Genomic DNA, 16,982 nt, shown 5'->3' on the forward strand with positions numbered 1-16,982 from the left:
CCGCGCGTCCGCACGCCTGCGACCGCCCTTTTATCTTTTTATCTCCAGAGTCCATTCCAATGTCGCATTCGCATCGCAACCCCCTCCGTCCCGCTCCGCTCGCCGCCGCCCTGGGCCTGGTCCTGGCCGCCTCCCTGCCGGCTACCGCCGCCCCGGCTCCCGCCGGCGCTCCCAACACCCTGGACACCGTCGTGGTGACCGCCGCCGGCTTCGAGCAGAAGATCACCGACGCGCCCGCCAGCATCAGCGTCATCACCCGCGAGGAACTGGCCAAGCGCCCGTACATGACCCTGCTGGACGCGGTGCGCGACCTGGAAGGCGTGGACGTGGGCGAGACCCGCGACAAGACCGGCCAGGGCACCATCTCCATGCGCGGCATGGGCTCGGACTACACCCTGATCCTGGTCAACGGCCGGCGCCAGAACAACCACGGCGACATCTACCCCAACAACTTCGGCGGCAACCAGTTCAACCACATCCCGCCGCTGGACGCGATCGAGCGCATCGAGGTGATCCGCGGCCCGGCCTCGACCCTGTACGGCGCCGATGCGATGGGCGGGGTGATCAACGTCATCACCAAGAAGAACCTGGACAGTTGGAGCGGCTCGGTCAGCCTCGGCCGCACCTTCGAAACCGACGACCAGTTCGGCGACGACGCCACCGCGGACTTCTTCGTCACCGGCCCGCTCGTGAAGGGCAAGCTGAACCTCAGCGCGCGCGGCAGCCGGTACGAGCGCGACGCCTCCAACCCGGTGTACGCGCCGGTCACCGACCCGGCCGGCCAGACCCACACCCGCCCGCTGGGCTTCGGCAGCGGCGGCAAGACCGTGGACAACACCAACAAGGCCGTCGGCTTCAGCCTGGAATGGATCGTCGCCGACAACCAGAGCCTGACCCTGGACTACGACACTTCCAAGCAGGCCTACGACAACGGCACCAAGATCAACGATTCCGGTGCGGAGGAATACCCGGTCGGCACGGTCGACAGCATCGCCAGCATCTGGAAGGCGGGCAACGCCTGCCTGGGCGCGGCCGGCGCCAACGCCAGCGCCTGCGGCGCCAATGGCGGCACCTGGGGCCGTCGCGCCAACCCGAACGTGGGCTACGGCCCCACCCAGGAGTTCACCCGCGAGAGCTGGTCGGTCGCCCACGACGGCAAGTGGGAGTTCGGCAACAGCCTGGTCTCGCTGGCCCACATCGCCACCAACAACGACGGCCGCACCCTGCCGTTCACCGTGGCCGAGCGCGAGCACTTGCTGGCGATGTTCGACGGCACCGGCGCATACGCCGGCATGAGCACGGCCGAGCGCCGGGCGCTGGCCGAATCCACCTTCCTGCCGCGTCCCAAGCGCACCCTGGAAAGCCGCCAGTACACCCTGGACGGCAAGCTCGACATCCCGTGGCAGTGGAACGGCGAGCACACCACGGTGCTGGGCACCCAGGTGATCCGCGGCGAACTGGAAGACGGCGTGTTCGGCATGGAAGCGGGCACCCCCAGCGCCGTGCAGGAGCACAACATGTACTCGCTGTTCGCCGAGAACACCTGGTACGTGGTCAAGCCGCTGGCGATCACCGCCGGCCTGCGCTACGACGACCACCAGGTGTTTGGCGACCAGGTCAGCCCGCGCCTGTACGGCGTGTGGACCGCGAGCGAGCAGTGGACGGTCAAGGGCGGCGTCAGCACCGGCTTCAAGACCCCCAAGACCACCCAGTTGTACAACGGCATCATCGGCTTCGGCAGCCAGGGCACCCTGCCGCTGTTCGGCAACCCCGACCTGCAACCGGAAACCAGCACCAGCACAGAACTGGCCGTGTACTGGCAGCATCCGCGCGGCCACAGCTTCAACGCCACGGTGTTCCACAACGCGTTCGACGACAAGCTCTCCACCGAAAGCTGCGGCCCCGGTCTGGTACTGGCCTGCCCGACCGGCGAATACGGCGACCTCGGCTATGTCACCGGCAGCGTCCCGGTCAACATCGACGAGGCGGTGGTCCAGGGCGCCGAGCTGGCCGGACGCTGGCAGATCGCCGAGCGCTTCGGCTTCCGCGCCAACTACACCTACACCGACAGCGAGCAGAAGAGCGGCGCCTCCAAGGGCCGGCCGCTGGGCAACAGCGCCAAGCACATGGCCAACGCCACCCTCGACTGGCAGGCCACGGACAGCTTCAACGTCTTCCTGAGCGCCGAGCTCCGTTCCAAGCGCTACCGCGGCGTCGATGCGACCAGCGGCGAACTGCTTTACTGGAAGGATTACGAGGTGTTCCACCTGGGCGCTTCGTACAAGGTCGCCGAGTGGGTCACGGTCAACGCCCGCATCAACAACCTGCTGGACCGCGACTTCACCAGCTACCAGTATTCGTTCGCCGACAACGGCAACGGCGGCTACACGCTGTCGGCGCAGGACGACTACAACAACAAGGACAAGGCCCGCAACGTCTGGGTCAGCCTGAACTTCAGCTTCTGATCCTTTCCGGCCGCGCGGGACCCGGCATGTCAACCGGCCGGGTCCTGGCGCGTTTTCCTGGCGTCCCTGGCTATCAATGAGAATTGTTCTCATTGATAGCCTATACTTCGCCATCCCCGTATCGCTCCGATTCCGTGCCTGCCAGCGCCTCCCATTCCGATCCGGTCTCCGCCCAGCGCCGTCGCGGCTTCTGGCTGCGCACGCTGCACCAGTGGCACTGGATCAGCTCGGCACTGTGCCTGGTCGGCATGCTGCTGTTCGCCGCCACCGGGGTGACCCTCAACCACGCCGCGAAGATCGAGGCCAAACCGAGAGTCGACAACCACGCCCTGCAGTTGCCGGCGCCGTTGCTGGCGTCGCTGGCCGCTTCCCCGGAGGAAGGCAACGCATCCCTGCCGGCCGAGGTGGCGGCCTGGCTGGGGGACAGGCTGGAGGTCTCCCTGGGCCGGCGTCCGGCGGAGTGGTCGGCGGCGGAGGCCTACATCTCCATGCCCACGCCCGGCGCCGACGCATGGCTGAGCATCGACCGCGAAACCGGTGCGGTGGAGTACGAGCGCACCGACCGCGGCTGGGTCTCCTACCTCAACGATTTGCACAAGGGGCGCAACGCCGGACCGGCCTGGGGCTGGTTCATCGACGTGTTCGCCATCGCCTGCCTGGTGTTCTGCATCACCGGGCTGTTCCTGCTGCACCTGCATGCGCGGCAGCGCCGCATGACCTGGCCGCTGGTGGGCCTGGGCCTGGTGGTACCGCTGCTGCTCGCCCTGGTCTTCATCCATTGACGGCTTCATCCACTGACGAGGTTCCCTTGAAGATGCGCGCCAAGCTGTTCATCGCGGTCAGCGGCCTGCTCACGCTCCCGGCCTACGCGGCCGAGCTGCAGGTCAACGTCGAGATCCCCAAGCTCAACGTCGCCGAGTACCACCGTCCCTACGTGGCCATCTGGCTGGAGGGCGCCGACCAGAAGGTCGCCGCCAACCTGGCCGTGTGGTACCAGATGAAGGACACCGCCGAGGGCCACGGCACCAAGTGGCTGCCGGACCTGCGCCAGTGGTGGCGCAAGTCCGGCCGCACCCTGCAGGTGCCGGTGGACGGGGTGACCGGCCCGACCAAGCCGGCCGGCACGCACGGGCTGTCCTTCACCGACGCGCAGCCGCAGCTCAAGGAACTGGCGCCGGGCCAGTACACGCTGGTGGTGGAGGCCGCGCGCGAGGTCGGCGGCCGCGAGCTGGTCAAGGTCCCCTTCGCCTGGCCGGCCCAGGCGCCGCAGTCGGGCAAGGCGCAGGGCAGCAGCGAACTCGGCGCCGTCACCTTGTCGGTCAAGCCCTGAGCCCCGCCCTGCGCAGGCATATCCCACATCCCACCGCATCCGTCGCGGACACCCTGAGAGGTCCACCACCATGAAGCGTTCCCTGATCCTCGCCGTCGCCATCGCCTCGCTGGCCGTCCCGTTCACCGCCGCCGCGCACAAGGCCTGGCTGCGTCCCTCGCAGACCGTGCTGGCCGGCACCGATCCGTGGATCACGGTGGACGCGGCGGTGTCCAACGACCTGTTCTACTTCAACCACGTGCCGATCCGGCTGGACAACCTGGTCATCACCGCGCCGGACGGCACCGCCGTGCAGCCGCAGAACCCGGCCACCGGCAAGTACCGCAGCGTGTTCGACGTGCAGTTGGCCCAGCAGGGCACTTACCGCATCGCGGTGGTCAACAGCGGCCTGTTCGCCAACTGGGAGGAGGACGGCAAGCCCAAGCGCTGGCGCGGCACCGCGGCCACCTTCGCCGCCGAGGTACCGAAGGACGCCAAGGACCTGCGGGTCTCGCAGAGCGTGGGCCGCAACGAGACCTTCGTCACCAACGGCTCGCCGAACGGGACCGCGCTCAAGCCCACCGGCGAGGGCATCGAACTGCTGCCGCTGACCCATCCCAACGACCTGTTCGCCGGCGAGGAGGCGAAGTTCCGCGTGCTGGTCGACGGCAAGCCGGCGGCCGGCCTGGAGTTCGAGATCGTCCGCGGCGAGACCCGCTACCGCAATGCGCAGGACGAGATCAAGGCCACCACCGATGCCCGCGGCGAGTTCAGCGTCACCTGGCCGGCGGCCGGGATGTACTGGCTGGAGGCCTCCACCCAGGACGACAAGACCAGCCTGCCGCAGGCCAAGCAGCGGCGCCTGAGCTACGTGGCGACGCTGGAAGTGCTGCCGCAGTAAGCGGCAGCGCGGAAGGCCAAGCAAGCGACGATGGAACAGGCGACCGCCTCGAGCCTCGCCAGCCTGGGCGGGCAGACCATGGGAACGCGCTGGAGCGTGCGCCTGGCCGCGCGCCCCGGTGCCGACCTGCATGCGCTGCATGACGGCATCCAGCGCAGCCTCGACCTGGTCGTGGCGCAGATGAGCACCTGGGAGGCGGACTCGGACATCAGCCGCTACCGCCGCGCGGAGCCCGGCAGTTGGCAGCGGTTGCCGGCCCAGTTCGCCGCCGTGCTGGACTGCGCGATCGCGGTGGCCGAGGCCAGCGGCGGCGCCTTCGACCCCACCCTCGGCCCGCTGGTGGACCTATGGGGCTTCGGCAGCGCGGGCACGCCGCGGCGGGTGCCGGCGGCCGATGACATCGAACGCGAGCGCGGGCGCACCGGCTGGCGGCGCCTGCAGCGCCGCGAGGGCGGCCGCGAGTTGCTGCAGCCGGGCGGGCTGCAACTGGACCTGTCGGGCATCGCCAAGGGCTACGGCGCCGACATCGTCGCCCTGCACCTGCGCGACCGCGGCATCGCCGCGGCGCTGGTGGAAGTCGGCGGCGAGATCCGCGCCTACGGCCGCAAGCCCGACGGCCGGCCCTGGCACGTGCTGGTCGAGTCCACGCCCGACGAGGACGCGGATTCCGCCGGCCTGCCGCCCCGCGTGCTGGCGCTGGACGACGCGGCGGTGGCCACCTCCGGCGACCGCTGGCACCGGTTCGAGCAGGAAGGCACCCGCTACGCGCACACCCTGGATCCGCGCAGCGGCAAGCCCGTGGCCCACGCGGCGGCATCGGTCACCGTGGTCGCCGGCCAGGCGATGGGCGCCGATGCCTGGGCCACCGCGCTCACGGTGATGGGCCGCGGCGACGGGCTGGCATTCGCCCAGAAGCATGGGCTGGCCGCGCGCTTCGTCGCCCATGACGGAGACCGGCTGGAAGAATCGATGACCGACGCCTTTCGCGCGCGGCTGGCCGCATGAGCGCCATGGCCGCACCCGGCTCCGGCACCGGATCGGGCGGTGCATCGCGCCCGCTGCTCGGCAACCTGGCGGTCCTTGCCGTGCTCGCGCTGCTGGCCGGCGCCCTGCTGACCCTGCATGGCGGTGCCTGGTGGCCGGCCGCGCCCCAGCCCTCCCGCTGGTGGCTGTGCGCACTGGTGGTCGTGGCCTACGCCGGCACCAGCGCCGTCTTCCTGTGGCCGCGCCGGGCATCGCTGCCGGACACAGCAATAGCGGGCGAACCGCCCTTGCTGGTGGTGTGGGCCAGCCAGACCGGCTTCGCCAGCGCGCTGGCCGAGCGCAGCGCGGCGGTGCTGCGCGACTGCGGCGGCAACGTACTGCTGCTGCCGCTGGACCAGGTCGACGCCGGGCGCCTGGCGGACACCCGCCGCGCGCTGTTCATCGCCAGCACCACCGGCGAGGGCGACCCGCCCGACCACGCCCTGCACTTCCTGCACGAGACCATGCGCCAGTCGCCGGCGCTGCCGCGACTGCAATACGCGCTGCTGGCCCTGGGCGATCGCGAGTATGCGCACTTCTGCGCCTTCGGCCGCCAGTTGGACGAATGGCTGCGTGGACGCGGCGCGCAGCCGCTGTTCGACCGGGTCGAGGTCGACAACGCCGACGAGGCGGCGCTGCGCCACTGGCAGTACGAACTGGGCCGGATCGCCGACAGTGCCGACCTCGCCGACTGGAGCCCGCCCGCCTACGAGTCCTGGCGGCTGGCGGCACGGGAACTGCTCAACCCGGGCAGCCAGGGCGCGCCGGTCCACGACCTGGCCCTGGAGCCGGCCACCGGCACCTTGCCGACATGGCAGGCCGGGGATATCGCCGAGATCGGGCCGCGCAATCCGCCGGCACGGGTGCAGGCGCTGCTGGATCGGCTCGGCCTGGACGGGGGCGCCCGGCTGTCCGCCACGGGCGGCGAGGAAACGCTGGCCGCACTGCTGGCGCGCTCGCAACTGCCGGAGGACATCCAGGCACTGCCCGGGTTGGCACCGGACGCCTTGGCCGCCCAGTTGCGGCCCTTGCCCCACCGCGAATACTCGATCGCCTCGATCCCGGAGGAAGGCCGGCTGCGCCTGCTGGTGCGCGAGATGCCGCGCGCCGACGGCAGCCCGGGCCTGGGCAGTGGCTGGCTGTGCCGATATGCGCCGCTGGGCGGAACCATCGACCTGCGCCTGCGCGGCAATCCCGGTTTCCAGCCGCCACCGGCGGAACGGCCATTGATCCTGGTCGGCAACGGGACCGGGATCGCCGGCCTGCGCGCGCACCTGCGCGCGCGCATCCGCGCTGGCGCGCGCCGCAACTGGCTGCTGTTCGGCGAACGCAATGCGGACCGCGACTTCTTCTACCGCGGCGAACTCATGGAATGGCGGGCACAGGGCTGGCTGGAGCGGCTGGACCTGGCCTTCTCCCGCGACGAGGGCGATGGCGCCTATGTGCAGGATCGCCTGCACGCCGCCGCCGACATCCTGCGCGACTGGGTCGACGCCGGCGCCTGCGTTCTGGTCTGCGGCAACGCCAGCGGCATGGCGCCGGGCGTGGATGCGGCGATGGCCCAGGCGCTCGGCGAAGAGCGGCGCGACGCGCTGCGCATCGAGGGCCGATACCGGCGCGACGTCTACTGACAACCTTGCGGCGCGGCGGTAGCGCCGGTGCGTCGCAGGCCGCTATCCGGCATGCCCCATGGGATGAAAACCAAGAGGAGCCCTCCGGGGCCGGCCGGCCATGCCAGCCGCGCTCCAGCCCCCTGGCCGGACATCCACGCACGTGCCGAGGATCAGGTCCTGCCGTATCCGGCCGGCATGACGGTAGACACAAATGACATCGCCCGGCTGCACTCCCTGTGCAACACCGGGCGATGGGTACTTCCTTGTTGGCTTCCCTGCCTGGTTCGATACGTCCCTGCCTTGGTGGATGCTGACCACGCGGTCCTTGCGTGAGCCAACTCCAAATTACCCGGGCGAACCGCCAATCCGACACCTGCGACCGCGCTGCACCGGTCCTGAAATTTCTACAATTCCTGCAATGCTCCGGCATCCTTCCGGAATGCATTCCTCGGCCGGTGGCGAGACGGACCTCGCCACCCGCCGTCCGTCAGCGGCGCACCACCGGCTTGGCGGGGGCCGCGCCGACGGCGGACCCGGCCTTCTGCACCGGCCCAGCCGCGTTGCCGACCGCGATGAGGTCGCGGTTGCGTTCCACCGTCTTCAGTCCGATGCCCTTCACCAGTGCCAGTTCATCGGCGCTCTTGAACGGCCCGTTTGCGCTGCGGTACTCGACGATGGCTTCCGCCTTCGAAGATCCGATACCGACCAGGACCCTCTCCAGTTGAGCGGCATCGGCGGTGTTGATGTCGACCTTGTCCGCGGCGAACGCGGTTCCGGCCAGCAGCAGCACGGACAGCACCAGCGACTTCAGAAGAACGGAAAACGACTTCATGGCAACACTCCTTGTAGCTTGGTTGGTGGGTATCCCGAGACCGGCTTCCTGCCGGAACTTCGGTAGACCCAGTCTTCCGCGCCACCGACAAGAAGCCTATCGCCGCAACGGCAGGCAAACAGCAGGGGAACCCCCCGTTCATCTGTAGGAAAAACCCTACCCCGGGACCGCCGTAGAATCTCCGCCCAACCCCTTTCGCCCTGGAGCCCCCATGGACAGCACCCGGCTGGACCCCTCCTCCACCGAGCGATTCATCGCCCGGAAGTGGGACGAGGACATCGTCCCGCAGCTCGTCGAGTACATCCGCATCCCGAACAAGTCGCCGATGTTCGACCAAGACTGGCAACGCAACGGCCACATGGATGCCGCCGTGCGGCTCATGGAGGATTGGGCCAGGGCGCAGGCCATCCCGGGCCTGCAGGTCGAGGCGGTGCGGCTGGAGGGCCGCACGCCGCTGATCTATGCCGAGATCCCGGCCAGCGGCCCGGGCTCGCGCGAGGACACCGTGCTGCTGTACGGCCACCTGGACAAGCAGCCGGAGATGACCGGCTGGGATGCGGACCTGGGCCCGTGGAAGCCGGTACTCAAGGGCGACCGGTTGTACGGCCGCGGCGGCGCCGACGACGGCTATGCCATCTTCGGCTCCCTGGCCGCGATCCAGGCGCTGCAGGAGCAGGGCGTGCCGCATGCGCGCTGCGTGCTGCTGATCGAGGCCTGCGAGGAATCGGGCAGCTACGACCTGCCCGCCTACGTCGACCACCTCGCCGACCGCATCGGCAAGCCCTCGCTGGTGGTGTGCCTGGACTCGGGCTGCGGCAACTACGAGCAACTGTGGTGCACCACCTCGCTGCGCGGCCTGGCCGGCGGCAACCTCACCGTCAAGGTGCTGTCCGAGGGCGTGCACTCGGGCGACGCCTCGGGCATCGTGCCGTCCAGCTTCCGCCTGCTGCGGCAATTGCTGTCGCGGCTGGAGGACGAGGCCACCGGCCGGATCAAGGTCGATGGGCTGCACGTGGATATCCCGGTGGAGCGCCAGGAGCAGGCCGGCAAGGTCGCCGGCGTGCTGGGCGACGAGGTATTCGGCAAGTTCCCGTTCCTGGAGGGCATGAGCCCGATGTCCGGCGACCTCACCGAGATGGTGCTCAACCGCACCTGGCGGCCGGCGCTCTCGGTCACCGGCGTGGACGGGATGCCGCCGCTGTCCTCGGCCGGCAATGTCCTGCGCCCGCATACCTCGGTGAAGCTGTCGCTGCGCCTGCCGCCGACCCTGGACGGCAAGCGCGCGGGCGATCTGCTCAAGGACCTGCTGCTGAAGGACCCGCCCAACGGGGCGACGGTCGAACTGGAACTGGAGAAGGCATCCACCGGCTGGAACGCGCCGGCGCAGTCGCCCTGGCTCACCGAGGCGATCGACGACGCCTCGCAGGCGGCCTTCGGCAAGCCGGCCATGTACATGGGCGAAGGCGGCACGATCCCGTTCATGGGCATGCTCGGGGAGAAATTCCCCGGCGCACAGTTCATGATCACCGGCGTGCTCGGCCCGCACTCCAACGCGCACGGGCCCAACGAGTTCCTGCACATCCCGATGGGCAAGCGGGTGACCCAGAGCGTGGCGCACGTGATCGCCGCGCACCATCGGGCCAGCGTGCGCGGCGAGACCGTCGGGGCGGGCGCGGTGGCCGGCGGCGAGCGGCATGGCGAGCACGGCTGCTGCTGAGCCGTCCGTGCTTCGCCCCTGCGCGCAAGCGCCGGGCCGCATGCCGGGCGTCACCCCGCCCGGCAGCGGCATGGCGCACGCCAGGCGGCGCTGAGGTACGCTCGCGCGGTCACCCCTTCACCCCGACCGGAGCATGCAGATGGAACAGATCCTTGGTGGCGGCATCCTTTGGACCCTGCTGATCGGCTTCATCGCCGGCCTGCTGGCGCGCGCGATCAAGCCGGGCAACGACAAGCTCGGCTTCCTGTGGACCATCGTGCTGGGCATCGCCGGCGCCCTGCTGGCGCGCTTCATCGGCGCCGCGCTGGGCTGGTACGCACCGGGCGAACCGGCGGGCTTCATCGCCGCGGTGGTGGGCGCCATCGTCCTGCTGGTCATCTATGGGATGGCGACGAAGAAGAAGACCTGAGCGACGCCACCGTCCGATACGCAAAGGCCCCGCACGCGGGGCCTTTGCCTTGGGCGCCCTTGCGCAAGCCCGGTGCGCATGGGTGTCGCCGGCCGATGTCGGCTTCCCCAAAAGCAGCGATGGTCCACGGTTTCCCGCAGGAGGCGGCTTCAGCCGGCAACCGCCATGCCCACGCTTCCCCGCGACTGCGCAGGCCCTGCCGCCGACTGAAGTCGGCTCCTACGAAGGTGCGAAGGCAACGGGTGCGAAGGCCATCTCGCGCGCCCTGGAACCGGGCGAAGAAGAAGCCTGGCCACTCCCGGACCCCCTCCCTGGCGCTCGGGCCTCAGGCGCTGCGCCCGTACACGTCCTCGAACCGGACGATGTCGTCCTCGCCCAGGTAGCTGCCCGACTGCACCTCGATCAGCTCCAGCGGCACCTTGCCCGGGTTCTCCAGGCGGTGCTTCACCCCCAGCGGGATGTAGGTGCTCTGGTTCTCCGACAGCAGCAGCACCTCCTCGCCACGGGTGACCCTGGCCGTACCGCGCACCACGATCCAGTGCTCGGCGCGATGGTGGTGCATCTGCAGGCTCAACGCGGCCCCGGGCTTGACCGTGATCCGCTTGACCTGGAAGCGGTCGCCGGTGTCGACGGAGTCGTACGCGCCCCATGGCCGGTAGACCTTGCGATGCAGGACCGCCTCGCCGCGGCCGTCGCGCTTGAGCGCGGCGACCACGTCCTTGACCCGCTGCACCTTGTCCTTGTGCGCCACCAGCACCGCATCGTCGGTGTCCACCACCACCACGTCGTCCAGGCCGATCAGCGCCACCAGGCGGCGCTCGGTCCAGGCGTAGGTATCGCGGCACTCCAGTGCGAGCACGTCGCCATGATGGGCGTTGCCATCGCCGTCGCGCTCGGACGCCGCCCACAGCGCCGACCAACTGCCGACGTCGTTCCAGCCCACGTCCACCGGCAGCACCGCCGCGTCGGAGGTCTTCTCCATCACCGCGTAGTCGATGGAATCAGAAGGGCAGGCGGCGAAGGATTCGCGCTCCAGGCGCACGAAGTCGGCATCGCGCGAGGCGCCGGCGAAGGCGCGGCGGCAGGCTTCCAGGATGTCGGGACGATGGCGCCCCAGTTCCTCCAGGTAGCGCGAGGCGCGAAACAGGAACATGCCGCTGTTCCAGAAGTACGCGCCGGAGGCGACGTAGTCCCGCGCGGTGGCCGCGTCGGGCTTCTCCACGAAGCGCTCCACCCGGCGCACGCCCTCGCCCGCGGCCGCCTTGATGTAGCCGTAGCCGGTCTCCGGCCCGGTCGGCACGATGCCGAAAGTGACCAGCGCGCCGCCCTCCGCCGCCGCGCGCGCGGCCTGCACCGCGGCGCGGAACGCGGGCGCGGCGGCGATGGCGTGGTCGGAGGGCAATACCAGCAGCAGCGGGTCGTCGCCACCGGCGGTGGCCTGCAGCGCCGCCGCGGCGATGGCCGGGGCGGTGTTGCGGCCGACCGGCTCAAGCAGGATCGCCGCCGGCTCGGCGCCGGCCTGGCGCAACTGCTCGGCGACCATGAAGCGGTGCTCCTCGTTGGCCACCGCCAAGGGCGCGGCCTCGGCCAGCCCGGCCACCCGGCGCCAGGTTTCCTGCAGCAGCGACTCGCGCCCGACCAGCGGCAGGAACTGCTTGGGATAGGCCTCGCGCGACAGCGGCCAGAGCCGCGTGCCGGACCCGCCGGACAGCAGGACGGGAACAAGCTGGGGGTTGGACATGGGACGCTACCGTTGCGCAGGCTCGCCTGACGATGGCGGCGAGTTTACCCTGTGCGCATCGCTCTCCTTCCCGCGCCCATGCCCGCCACCGACCGCGCCGACCAGCGCCTGGCCTGGACCCGCCAGGCCCTTTCCGACCCGGCGCTGGCGCTGCAGGTGGCCTCGGCCGACGCCAGCTTCCGCAGCTACTGGCGCACCTCCAGCGGCGGAAGCACCTGGATCGTGATGGACGCTCCGCCCGGCCGCGAGGACGTCGGCCCCTGGCTGGAGATCGGCGCACGCCTGGCGCGTGCGGGGCTGCACACGCCGGCGGTGCGCGCGGCCGACCCCGCCCTGGGCTTCGTGCTGATGGAGGACCTGGGCGAGCGCCTGTACCTGCCCGAGCTGAGCGAGACCCGCGCGGACGCGCTGTACGCGCAGGCCATCGACGCGATCCTGGCCATGCAGGTCCATGCATCCGCCGACGGCCTGCCCGCGTTCGACGAGCCATGGATGACGATGGAACTGGAGCTGATGCCGGAATGGTTCCTGCGCCGGCACCTGGGCCTGCACCTGGAATGCGAGGATTGGGACCCGCTCGAATCGGCCTTCCGCGCCATCCTCAACGCCGCCCACGCACAGCCGCAGCGCTTCATGCACCGCGACTTCCACTCGCGCAACCTGCTGGTGGTGGCCGACAACGCACCCGGGGTGATCGACTTCCAGGGTGCGATGCGCGGGCCGCTGGCCTACGACCTGGCCTCGCTGCTGCGCGACTGCTACATCGCCTGGCCGGAGGAGCGCGTCGCCGCCTGGCGCGAAGCCTACCGGCGGCGCGCGGTCGCGGCGGGCCTGACCGATGCCGGCGAGGCCCGCTTCGCCCGCTGGTTCGACCTGGCCGGCCTGCAGCGCCACGTCAAGGTGCTGGGCCTGTTCTGCCGGCTGGCGTATCGCGACGGCAAGCCCGGCTACCTGGCCGACCTGCCGCTGGTCTGGCGCTACGTGCGCGAGGTCGGCAGCCGCCACCCGGACATCCGCCCGATGGTGCGACTGCTCGAACGCGCCATCGGCGACGCCGACATCACCCGCCCGCGGCCGGGATGACATGCGCGCCCTGATCTTCGCCGCCGGCCTGGGCGAGCGCATGCGCCCGCTCACCGACCACACCCCCAAGCCGCTGCTGCGGGCCGGCGGCAAGCCGCTGATCGCCTGGCACCTGGAGAAGCTGGCGGCCATGGGCGTGGACGAGGTGGTGGTCAATGTTTCGTGGCTGGCCGCGCGCTTTCCCGAAGCGCTGGGCGACGGCGACCGCTGGGGCCTGCGCCTGCGCTACAGCCACGAGGGCGACGCGCCGCTGGAGACCGGCGGCGGCATGCTGCACGCGCTGCCGCTGCTGGGCGAGGCACCGTTCATCGCGGTCAACGGCGATGTCTGGACCGATTTCGATTTCGCCCGGCTTCCGCGCGAACCCCGGGGCGAGGCGCACCTGGTGCTGGTGGACAATCCGGTGCACCACCCGCAAGGCGACTTCACGCTCGGCGCCGACGGCGTGCTCGCCGCCGAGGGCGACGCCAGGCTCACCTTCGCCGGCATCGGCGTGTACCGCCCCTCGCTGCTGGCCGGCTGGCGCGACACCGTCACCGGCGTCCCCGGCTCGCCGCCGCGCTTCAAGCTGGCGCCGCTGCTACGCGCGTCCATGGCGCGCTCGGCCGTCGCCGGCGAACGCCACCCTGGACGCTGGACCGACGTGGGCACCCCGCAACGCCTGGACGAGCTGGACCGGTCGTTGACCCGCCCCCCGTTGTAGGAACCGGCTTCAGCCGGCGACATCGCGCCGAAACCCGGCATGCCCGGCCCTACCCGCATGCCGGTCGCCGGCTATACCGGCTCCCGCGGCGGCAACACGACAGCGAGGCGCGCGGGCTCATCCGGCACCTTCCCGGCCATTTCCGAGCATTCCCCTCAGGAACGGCACGGTCACCCGGCGCTGCGCGGCCAGCGACTCGCGGTCGATCCGGTCCAGCAGCGCCAGCAACTGCACCAGGTCGCGGCCGGTACGGGTCAGCAGCCAGTCGACCGCCGCCGTCTCCAGCACCAGGCCGCGGCGACGGGCGCGGTCGTGCAGTACCTGGCGGCGGGCGTCGTCGTCCAGCGGCCGCAGCGCGATGCGGGTGCACTGGCCCAGCCGCGAACGCAGGTCCGGCAGCACCAGCGGCAACGCCGGCGGCGCGGCGGCGGCCAGGTACAGCACGCCCATGCCGGCGGCACGGGCGCGATTGTGGAAATCGAACAGGGCGACCTCGTCGTCGCGACGGCCGGCGGCGGCCTCCAGCCCGTCCAGTGCCACCAGGTCGGCTTCCATCGCTTCCAGCGCATCGCGCAGGCGCCCGGCCACGGCGCGCAGCGGCAGGTAGACGGCGCGGCGGCCCGCCTGCTCCGCATCGGCGCAGGCCGCCAGCCCCAGGTGGGTCTTGCCGGAACCGGCCGTACCCTCCAGGTACAGCCAGTCCGCGCCCGGCCGGCGGGCCAGCGCGCGCAACTGTTCCACGGCTCCGGCGGGGGCGCCGATGTAGCTGTCCAGCCGCTGGTCCGGCGGGTAGCGCAGGGCCAGCGGCAACTGCGGCGTACCCCCGGCCCGTGCGGGCGGCGCGGGGGGGCGTGCGCTCATGCCGGCCCCGGGCCCCGCACCCCGTCCGGCGCCTGCGCGGCGGCCGGCGCGGACGTGGCCTGGTCGAGGCTGCTGCGGTCCACGTAGGAGTCCAGCACGATGGGGATCTGCTCGCCGGTATACAGGTCGCTCTGGCGGTAGCGCTCGCTGGCGAAGCGCAGCAGCACGTTGGCCACCGCCGCCACCGGCAGCGCCATCAGCATGCCCAGGAAGCCGAACAACTGCCCGCCGGCCATCACCGCGAAGATCACCGCCACCGGGTGCAGACCGATCTTGTCGCCGACGATGCGCGGGGTCAGCACGTAGCTCTCCAGCAACTGGCCCACCGTGAACACCGCCCCCACCAGCAGCAGCAACTGCAGGTCCAGGCCCTGCGCCTGCACCAGCGCCGTGGCGACCGCCATCACCACGCCGGTGGTCGCGCCCAGGTAGGGGATGAAGCTGATCAGGCCAGCCACGATGCCGATCAGCAGGCCCAGCTTCAGCCCCACCAACTGCAGGCCGATGGCGTAGATGGCCCCCAGCGCGAGCATCACCAGGAACTGCCCGCGCAGGAACGCAGCCAGCACGTCGTTGGACTCGCGCGCCAGCCGCGAGACGGTGTCGATGTGGTCGCGCGGGACCAGCACGGCCACCCGCGCCACCAGGAGGTCCCAGTCGCGCAGGAAGTAGAACGTGAGGATCGGCAGCAGCACCACGTTGACCACCCAGGCGACCATCGCGAAACCCGAGCGCGAGAGATAGCCGAACAGGGTCGCGGCGAAACCGCCGGCCTGCTGCCAGTGCATGCGCACCCACTCCACCAACTGGTCCGGATCCAGCCAGACCAGCAGCTCCAAGCCGGTCCTGGCCTCCAGCCACGGCAGCGCGGTGTCGACGAACCAGTCGCGGTACGCGGGCAAGGTGACGATCAGGGTCTTCACCTGGCGTTCGAGCAGCGGCACCAGGATCAGCAGTGCCAGCGTCAGCAGCAGCGTCATCAGCGCGAACACAAGGGTGACGGCGACGTTGCGCGAGCGCCCCCGGCGTTCCAGCCTGTCCACCAGCGGGTCGCCCAGCCAGCCCAGCAGCGCGCCGAGTACGAACGGGGTCAGGATCGGCGCCAGCATCCACATCAGCCACACCGCCACCACGGCCAGCAGGATCCACTTCAACTGGCGCAGGAAGCGCGCAATCTCGAATTCGGGCGTGTCTTGGACCTCGTTCATCGCATCCGGTACTCCGCCGGCACTCCTTCCACCGCCACCACCGGCGCGTCGGCGCCGAACATGCGCTCGAAGCCGGACAGGCCGGTCAGCAGGTCCAGGTCGAACTCGATCCGGTCGGCCGCCGCGCGCACCGGCGCCACCCGGCGCACTACCGGCAGGCGCTGCAGCAGCGCCGATACGCGAAGGTAATCGTCGGCGCTGCGCAGGCCGGTGAAGGCGACCCGGTAGGTGCCGGCCGGCTCGGACGGCGGTACCCGCGCATAGCGCTTGATCAAGGCATCGGCGGCCACGTCCGCGCCGCTGGCCAGCGCGCGGCGCGGATCGCCCTCGCTGACCGAGCGGGTGGCCAGGACCCGCCCGGCATCGACGAAGGTCCAGTCGGTCACCCAGCCGGCGTCACCGCGGTACATCTTGCCGATGAGCTGCATCGGCGGGTCGTAGCGGGCCGAGGCGCGGGCCACCGCGGCCGGGTCGTCGCGCCAGATCGCGCCGACCGCGGCCTGCTCCGCGGCGCTGCCGGCCGGCAGGCCCAGGCGGTAGCCGCGCTCGATGGCGCGCTCCAGCAGCGGACGCGCGGCATTGGCCTGGCCGGTGCCCAGCAGGCGCGGCCCGCTGCCGTCGTCGATGGCCAGCCACAGCACCGGCTTGGGCCGAGGCTGCGGCCACAGCGGCAGGCCCAGCGCGGCGGTCAGCGCGTCCACCGACTCGGGCACGAAGCGCACCACCAGGATGGTCCGGAAGGTGGGCGCGCCGCCCGGCGAGGTACCCTGGTCCTGGCGGTAGTCGTAGCCGTCGACGTAGCCGGCGGCGTTGCGCAGTTCCTGGGACACGCCGGGGCGGGCGGCCACGTTGGCGTCGCCGGACAACTTGCCCAGCACCTGGGCCAGCGCGCGGGCGAAGCCGGCCTCGCGGGCCTGGTCGGTCTGGCTGGTGACCGGCACCTCGCCGGAATACAGGCCCTGCGCGGAGGCGACGTCGCCCTCGGTGCGCAGGCCGTCCTGCCAGGCGTGCGCGGGCGCGGGCACGCCCAGGCACAGCGCCAGGCACAGGGGAAAGGCGGAAAACAGGCCGGTACGGACACGACGCGCGCGCATGCGGGTTCCTCGACGGCTGCCAA

At 71.0% G+C, this 16,982-nt stretch carries 15 protein-coding genes; 10 read left to right on the forward strand and 5 right to left on the reverse strand.

Features of this window, described 5'->3' with window-relative positions:
- Positions 1-59 precede the first annotated feature (59 nt).
- From HNR76_RS08980 to HNR76_RS09005, 6 genes are all read left to right on the forward strand, one after another.
- Positions 60-2,465 (forward strand): TonB-dependent receptor domain-containing protein, encoded by a 2,406-nt coding sequence (locus HNR76_RS08980; RefSeq protein WP_162312174.1) that lies wholly within the window; start codon positions 60-62, stop codon positions 2,463-2,465.
- Positions 2,466-2,599: 134 nt separating this feature from the next.
- On the forward strand, positions 2,600-3,247 hold the full coding sequence (locus HNR76_RS08985) for a PepSY-associated TM helix domain-containing protein (protein ID WP_162312173.1): 648 nt from the start codon (positions 2,600-2,602) through the stop codon (positions 3,245-3,247).
- A 32-nt stretch (positions 3,248-3,279) separates the two neighbouring features.
- Positions 3,280-3,795 carry a DUF2271 domain-containing protein gene (locus HNR76_RS08990; protein ID WP_162312181.1) on the forward strand — a complete coding sequence of 172 codons (516 nt, stop codon included), beginning with the start codon at positions 3,280-3,282 and terminating at the stop codon, positions 3,793-3,795.
- Positions 3,796-3,865: 70 nt separating this feature from the next.
- Positions 3,866-4,675 carry a DUF4198 domain-containing protein gene (locus tag HNR76_RS08995; protein ID WP_162312172.1) on the forward strand — a complete coding sequence of 270 codons (810 nt, stop codon included), beginning with the start codon at positions 3,866-3,868 and terminating at the stop codon, positions 4,673-4,675.
- Positions 4,676-4,705: 30 nt separating this feature from the next.
- Positions 4,706-5,680: an FAD:protein FMN transferase gene (locus HNR76_RS09000; RefSeq protein ID WP_162312171.1), complete on the forward strand. Its 975-nt coding sequence runs from the start codon at positions 4,706-4,708 to the stop codon at positions 5,678-5,680.
- Positions 5,677-7,329, forward strand: a complete 1,653-nt coding sequence (locus HNR76_RS09005; protein WP_246429065.1) for a sulfite reductase subunit alpha — start codon at positions 5,677-5,679, stop codon at positions 7,327-7,329. Before HNR76_RS09000 ends, HNR76_RS09005 begins: the two co-directional genes overlap by 4 nt.
- 469 nt (positions 7,330-7,798) lie before the next feature.
- Here HNR76_RS09005 and HNR76_RS09010 read toward each other — a convergent pair whose 3' ends face one another.
- Positions 7,799-8,143, reverse strand: coding sequence for a ComEA family DNA-binding protein (locus HNR76_RS09010; RefSeq protein ID WP_162312170.1), 345 nt, complete (start codon positions 8,141-8,143; stop codon positions 7,799-7,801).
- A 211-nt stretch (positions 8,144-8,354) separates the two neighbouring features.
- Between HNR76_RS09010 and HNR76_RS09015 the strand changes: the two genes are divergently transcribed.
- Both HNR76_RS09015 and HNR76_RS09020 read left to right on the forward strand, forming a co-directional pair.
- Positions 8,355-9,860, forward strand: coding sequence for a M20 family metallopeptidase (locus HNR76_RS09015; RefSeq protein ID WP_162312169.1), 1,506 nt, complete (start codon positions 8,355-8,357; stop codon positions 9,858-9,860).
- Positions 9,861-9,999: 139 nt separating this feature from the next.
- On the forward strand, positions 10,000-10,269 hold the full coding sequence (locus HNR76_RS09020; protein ID WP_162312168.1) for a GlsB/YeaQ/YmgE family stress response membrane protein: 270 nt from the start codon (positions 10,000-10,002) through the stop codon (positions 10,267-10,269).
- 325 nt (positions 10,270-10,594) lie between these two features.
- Here HNR76_RS09020 and HNR76_RS09025 read toward each other — a convergent pair whose 3' ends face one another.
- Positions 10,595-12,010 carry a mannose-1-phosphate guanylyltransferase/mannose-6-phosphate isomerase gene (locus HNR76_RS09025; RefSeq protein WP_162312167.1) on the reverse strand — a complete coding sequence of 472 codons (1,416 nt, stop codon included), beginning with the start codon at positions 12,008-12,010 and terminating at the stop codon, positions 10,595-10,597.
- A gap of 78 nt (positions 12,011-12,088) precedes the next feature.
- Here HNR76_RS09025 and HNR76_RS09030 point away from each other — a divergent pair, with 78 nt between their 5' ends.
- Together HNR76_RS09030 and murU are read left to right on the forward strand one after the other, a co-directional pair.
- Positions 12,089-13,093, forward strand: a complete 1,005-nt coding sequence (locus HNR76_RS09030) for an aminoglycoside phosphotransferase family protein (RefSeq protein ID WP_162312166.1) — start codon at positions 12,089-12,091, stop codon at positions 13,091-13,093.
- 1 nt (position 13,094) lies between these two features.
- Entirely contained in the window at positions 13,095-13,796 is a 702-nt protein-coding gene (murU, locus tag HNR76_RS09035) for an N-acetylmuramate alpha-1-phosphate uridylyltransferase MurU (RefSeq protein WP_162312165.1), read from the forward strand.
- Between the two features lie 117 nt (positions 13,797-13,913).
- Here the strand turns inward: murU and hda are convergent, their stop codons facing one another.
- Genes hda through HNR76_RS09050 form a run of 3 tightly spaced genes read right to left on the reverse strand, consistent with a single transcriptional unit; the run spans position 13,914 to position 16,959 of the window.
- Positions 13,914-14,657 carry a DnaA regulatory inactivator Hda gene (gene hda, locus HNR76_RS09040; protein ID WP_162312164.1) on the reverse strand — a complete coding sequence of 248 codons (744 nt, stop codon included), beginning with the start codon at positions 14,655-14,657 and terminating at the stop codon, positions 13,914-13,916.
- Positions 14,654-15,865: an AI-2E family transporter gene (locus tag HNR76_RS09045; protein ID WP_162312163.1), complete on the reverse strand. Its 1,212-nt coding sequence runs from the start codon at positions 15,863-15,865 to the stop codon at positions 14,654-14,656. Before HNR76_RS09045 ends, hda begins: the two co-directional genes overlap by 4 nt.
- Entirely contained in the window at positions 15,862-16,959 is a 1,098-nt protein-coding gene (locus tag HNR76_RS09050) for a DUF2066 domain-containing protein (protein WP_162312162.1), read from the reverse strand. The genes HNR76_RS09045 and HNR76_RS09050 overlap by 4 nt, the downstream gene beginning before the upstream one ends.
- Positions 16,960-16,982 lie beyond the last annotated feature (23 nt).

The sequence above is a fragment of the Pseudoxanthomonas broegbernensis genome (assembly GCF_014202435.1).
In the GTDB taxonomy this organism is placed as follows: domain Bacteria; phylum Pseudomonadota; class Gammaproteobacteria; order Xanthomonadales; family Xanthomonadaceae; genus Pseudoxanthomonas; species Pseudoxanthomonas broegbernensis.

Coding starts and splice junctions, on each gene's coding strand:
- HNR76_RS09010 (WP_162312170.1), bottom strand. CDS start 8,143: ATGAAGTCGTTTTCCGTTCTTCTGAAGTCGCTGGTGCTGTCCGTGCTG.
- HNR76_RS09000 (WP_162312171.1), top strand. CDS start 4,706: ATGGAACAGGCGACCGCCTCGAGCCTCGCCAGCCTGGGCGGGCAGACC.
- HNR76_RS09045 (WP_162312163.1), bottom strand. CDS start 15,865: ATGAACGAGGTCCAAGACACGCCCGAATTCGAGATTGCGCGCTTCCTG.
- HNR76_RS09020 (WP_162312168.1), top strand. CDS start 10,000: ATGGAACAGATCCTTGGTGGCGGCATCCTTTGGACCCTGCTGATCGGC.
- HNR76_RS08990 (WP_162312181.1), top strand. CDS start 3,280: ATGCGCGCCAAGCTGTTCATCGCGGTCAGCGGCCTGCTCACGCTCCCG.
- HNR76_RS08980 (WP_162312174.1), top strand. CDS start 60: ATGTCGCATTCGCATCGCAACCCCCTCCGTCCCGCTCCGCTCGCCGCC.
- HNR76_RS08995 (WP_162312172.1), top strand. CDS start 3,866: ATGAAGCGTTCCCTGATCCTCGCCGTCGCCATCGCCTCGCTGGCCGTC.
- hda (WP_162312164.1), bottom strand. CDS start 14,657: ATGAGCGCACGCCCCCCCGCGCCGCCCGCACGGGCCGGGGGTACGCCG.
- murU (WP_162312165.1), top strand. CDS start 13,095: ATGCGCGCCCTGATCTTCGCCGCCGGCCTGGGCGAGCGCATGCGCCCG.
- HNR76_RS09050 (WP_162312162.1), bottom strand. CDS start 16,959: ATGCGCGCGCGTCGTGTCCGTACCGGCCTGTTTTCCGCCTTTCCCCTG.
- HNR76_RS09030 (WP_162312166.1), top strand. CDS start 12,089: ATGCCCGCCACCGACCGCGCCGACCAGCGCCTGGCCTGGACCCGCCAG.
- HNR76_RS09025 (WP_162312167.1), bottom strand. CDS start 12,010: ATGTCCAACCCCCAGCTTGTTCCCGTCCTGCTGTCCGGCGGGTCCGGC.
- HNR76_RS09005 (WP_246429065.1), top strand. CDS start 5,677: ATGAGCGCCATGGCCGCACCCGGCTCCGGCACCGGATCGGGCGGTGCA.
- HNR76_RS09015 (WP_162312169.1), top strand. CDS start 8,355: ATGGACAGCACCCGGCTGGACCCCTCCTCCACCGAGCGATTCATCGCC.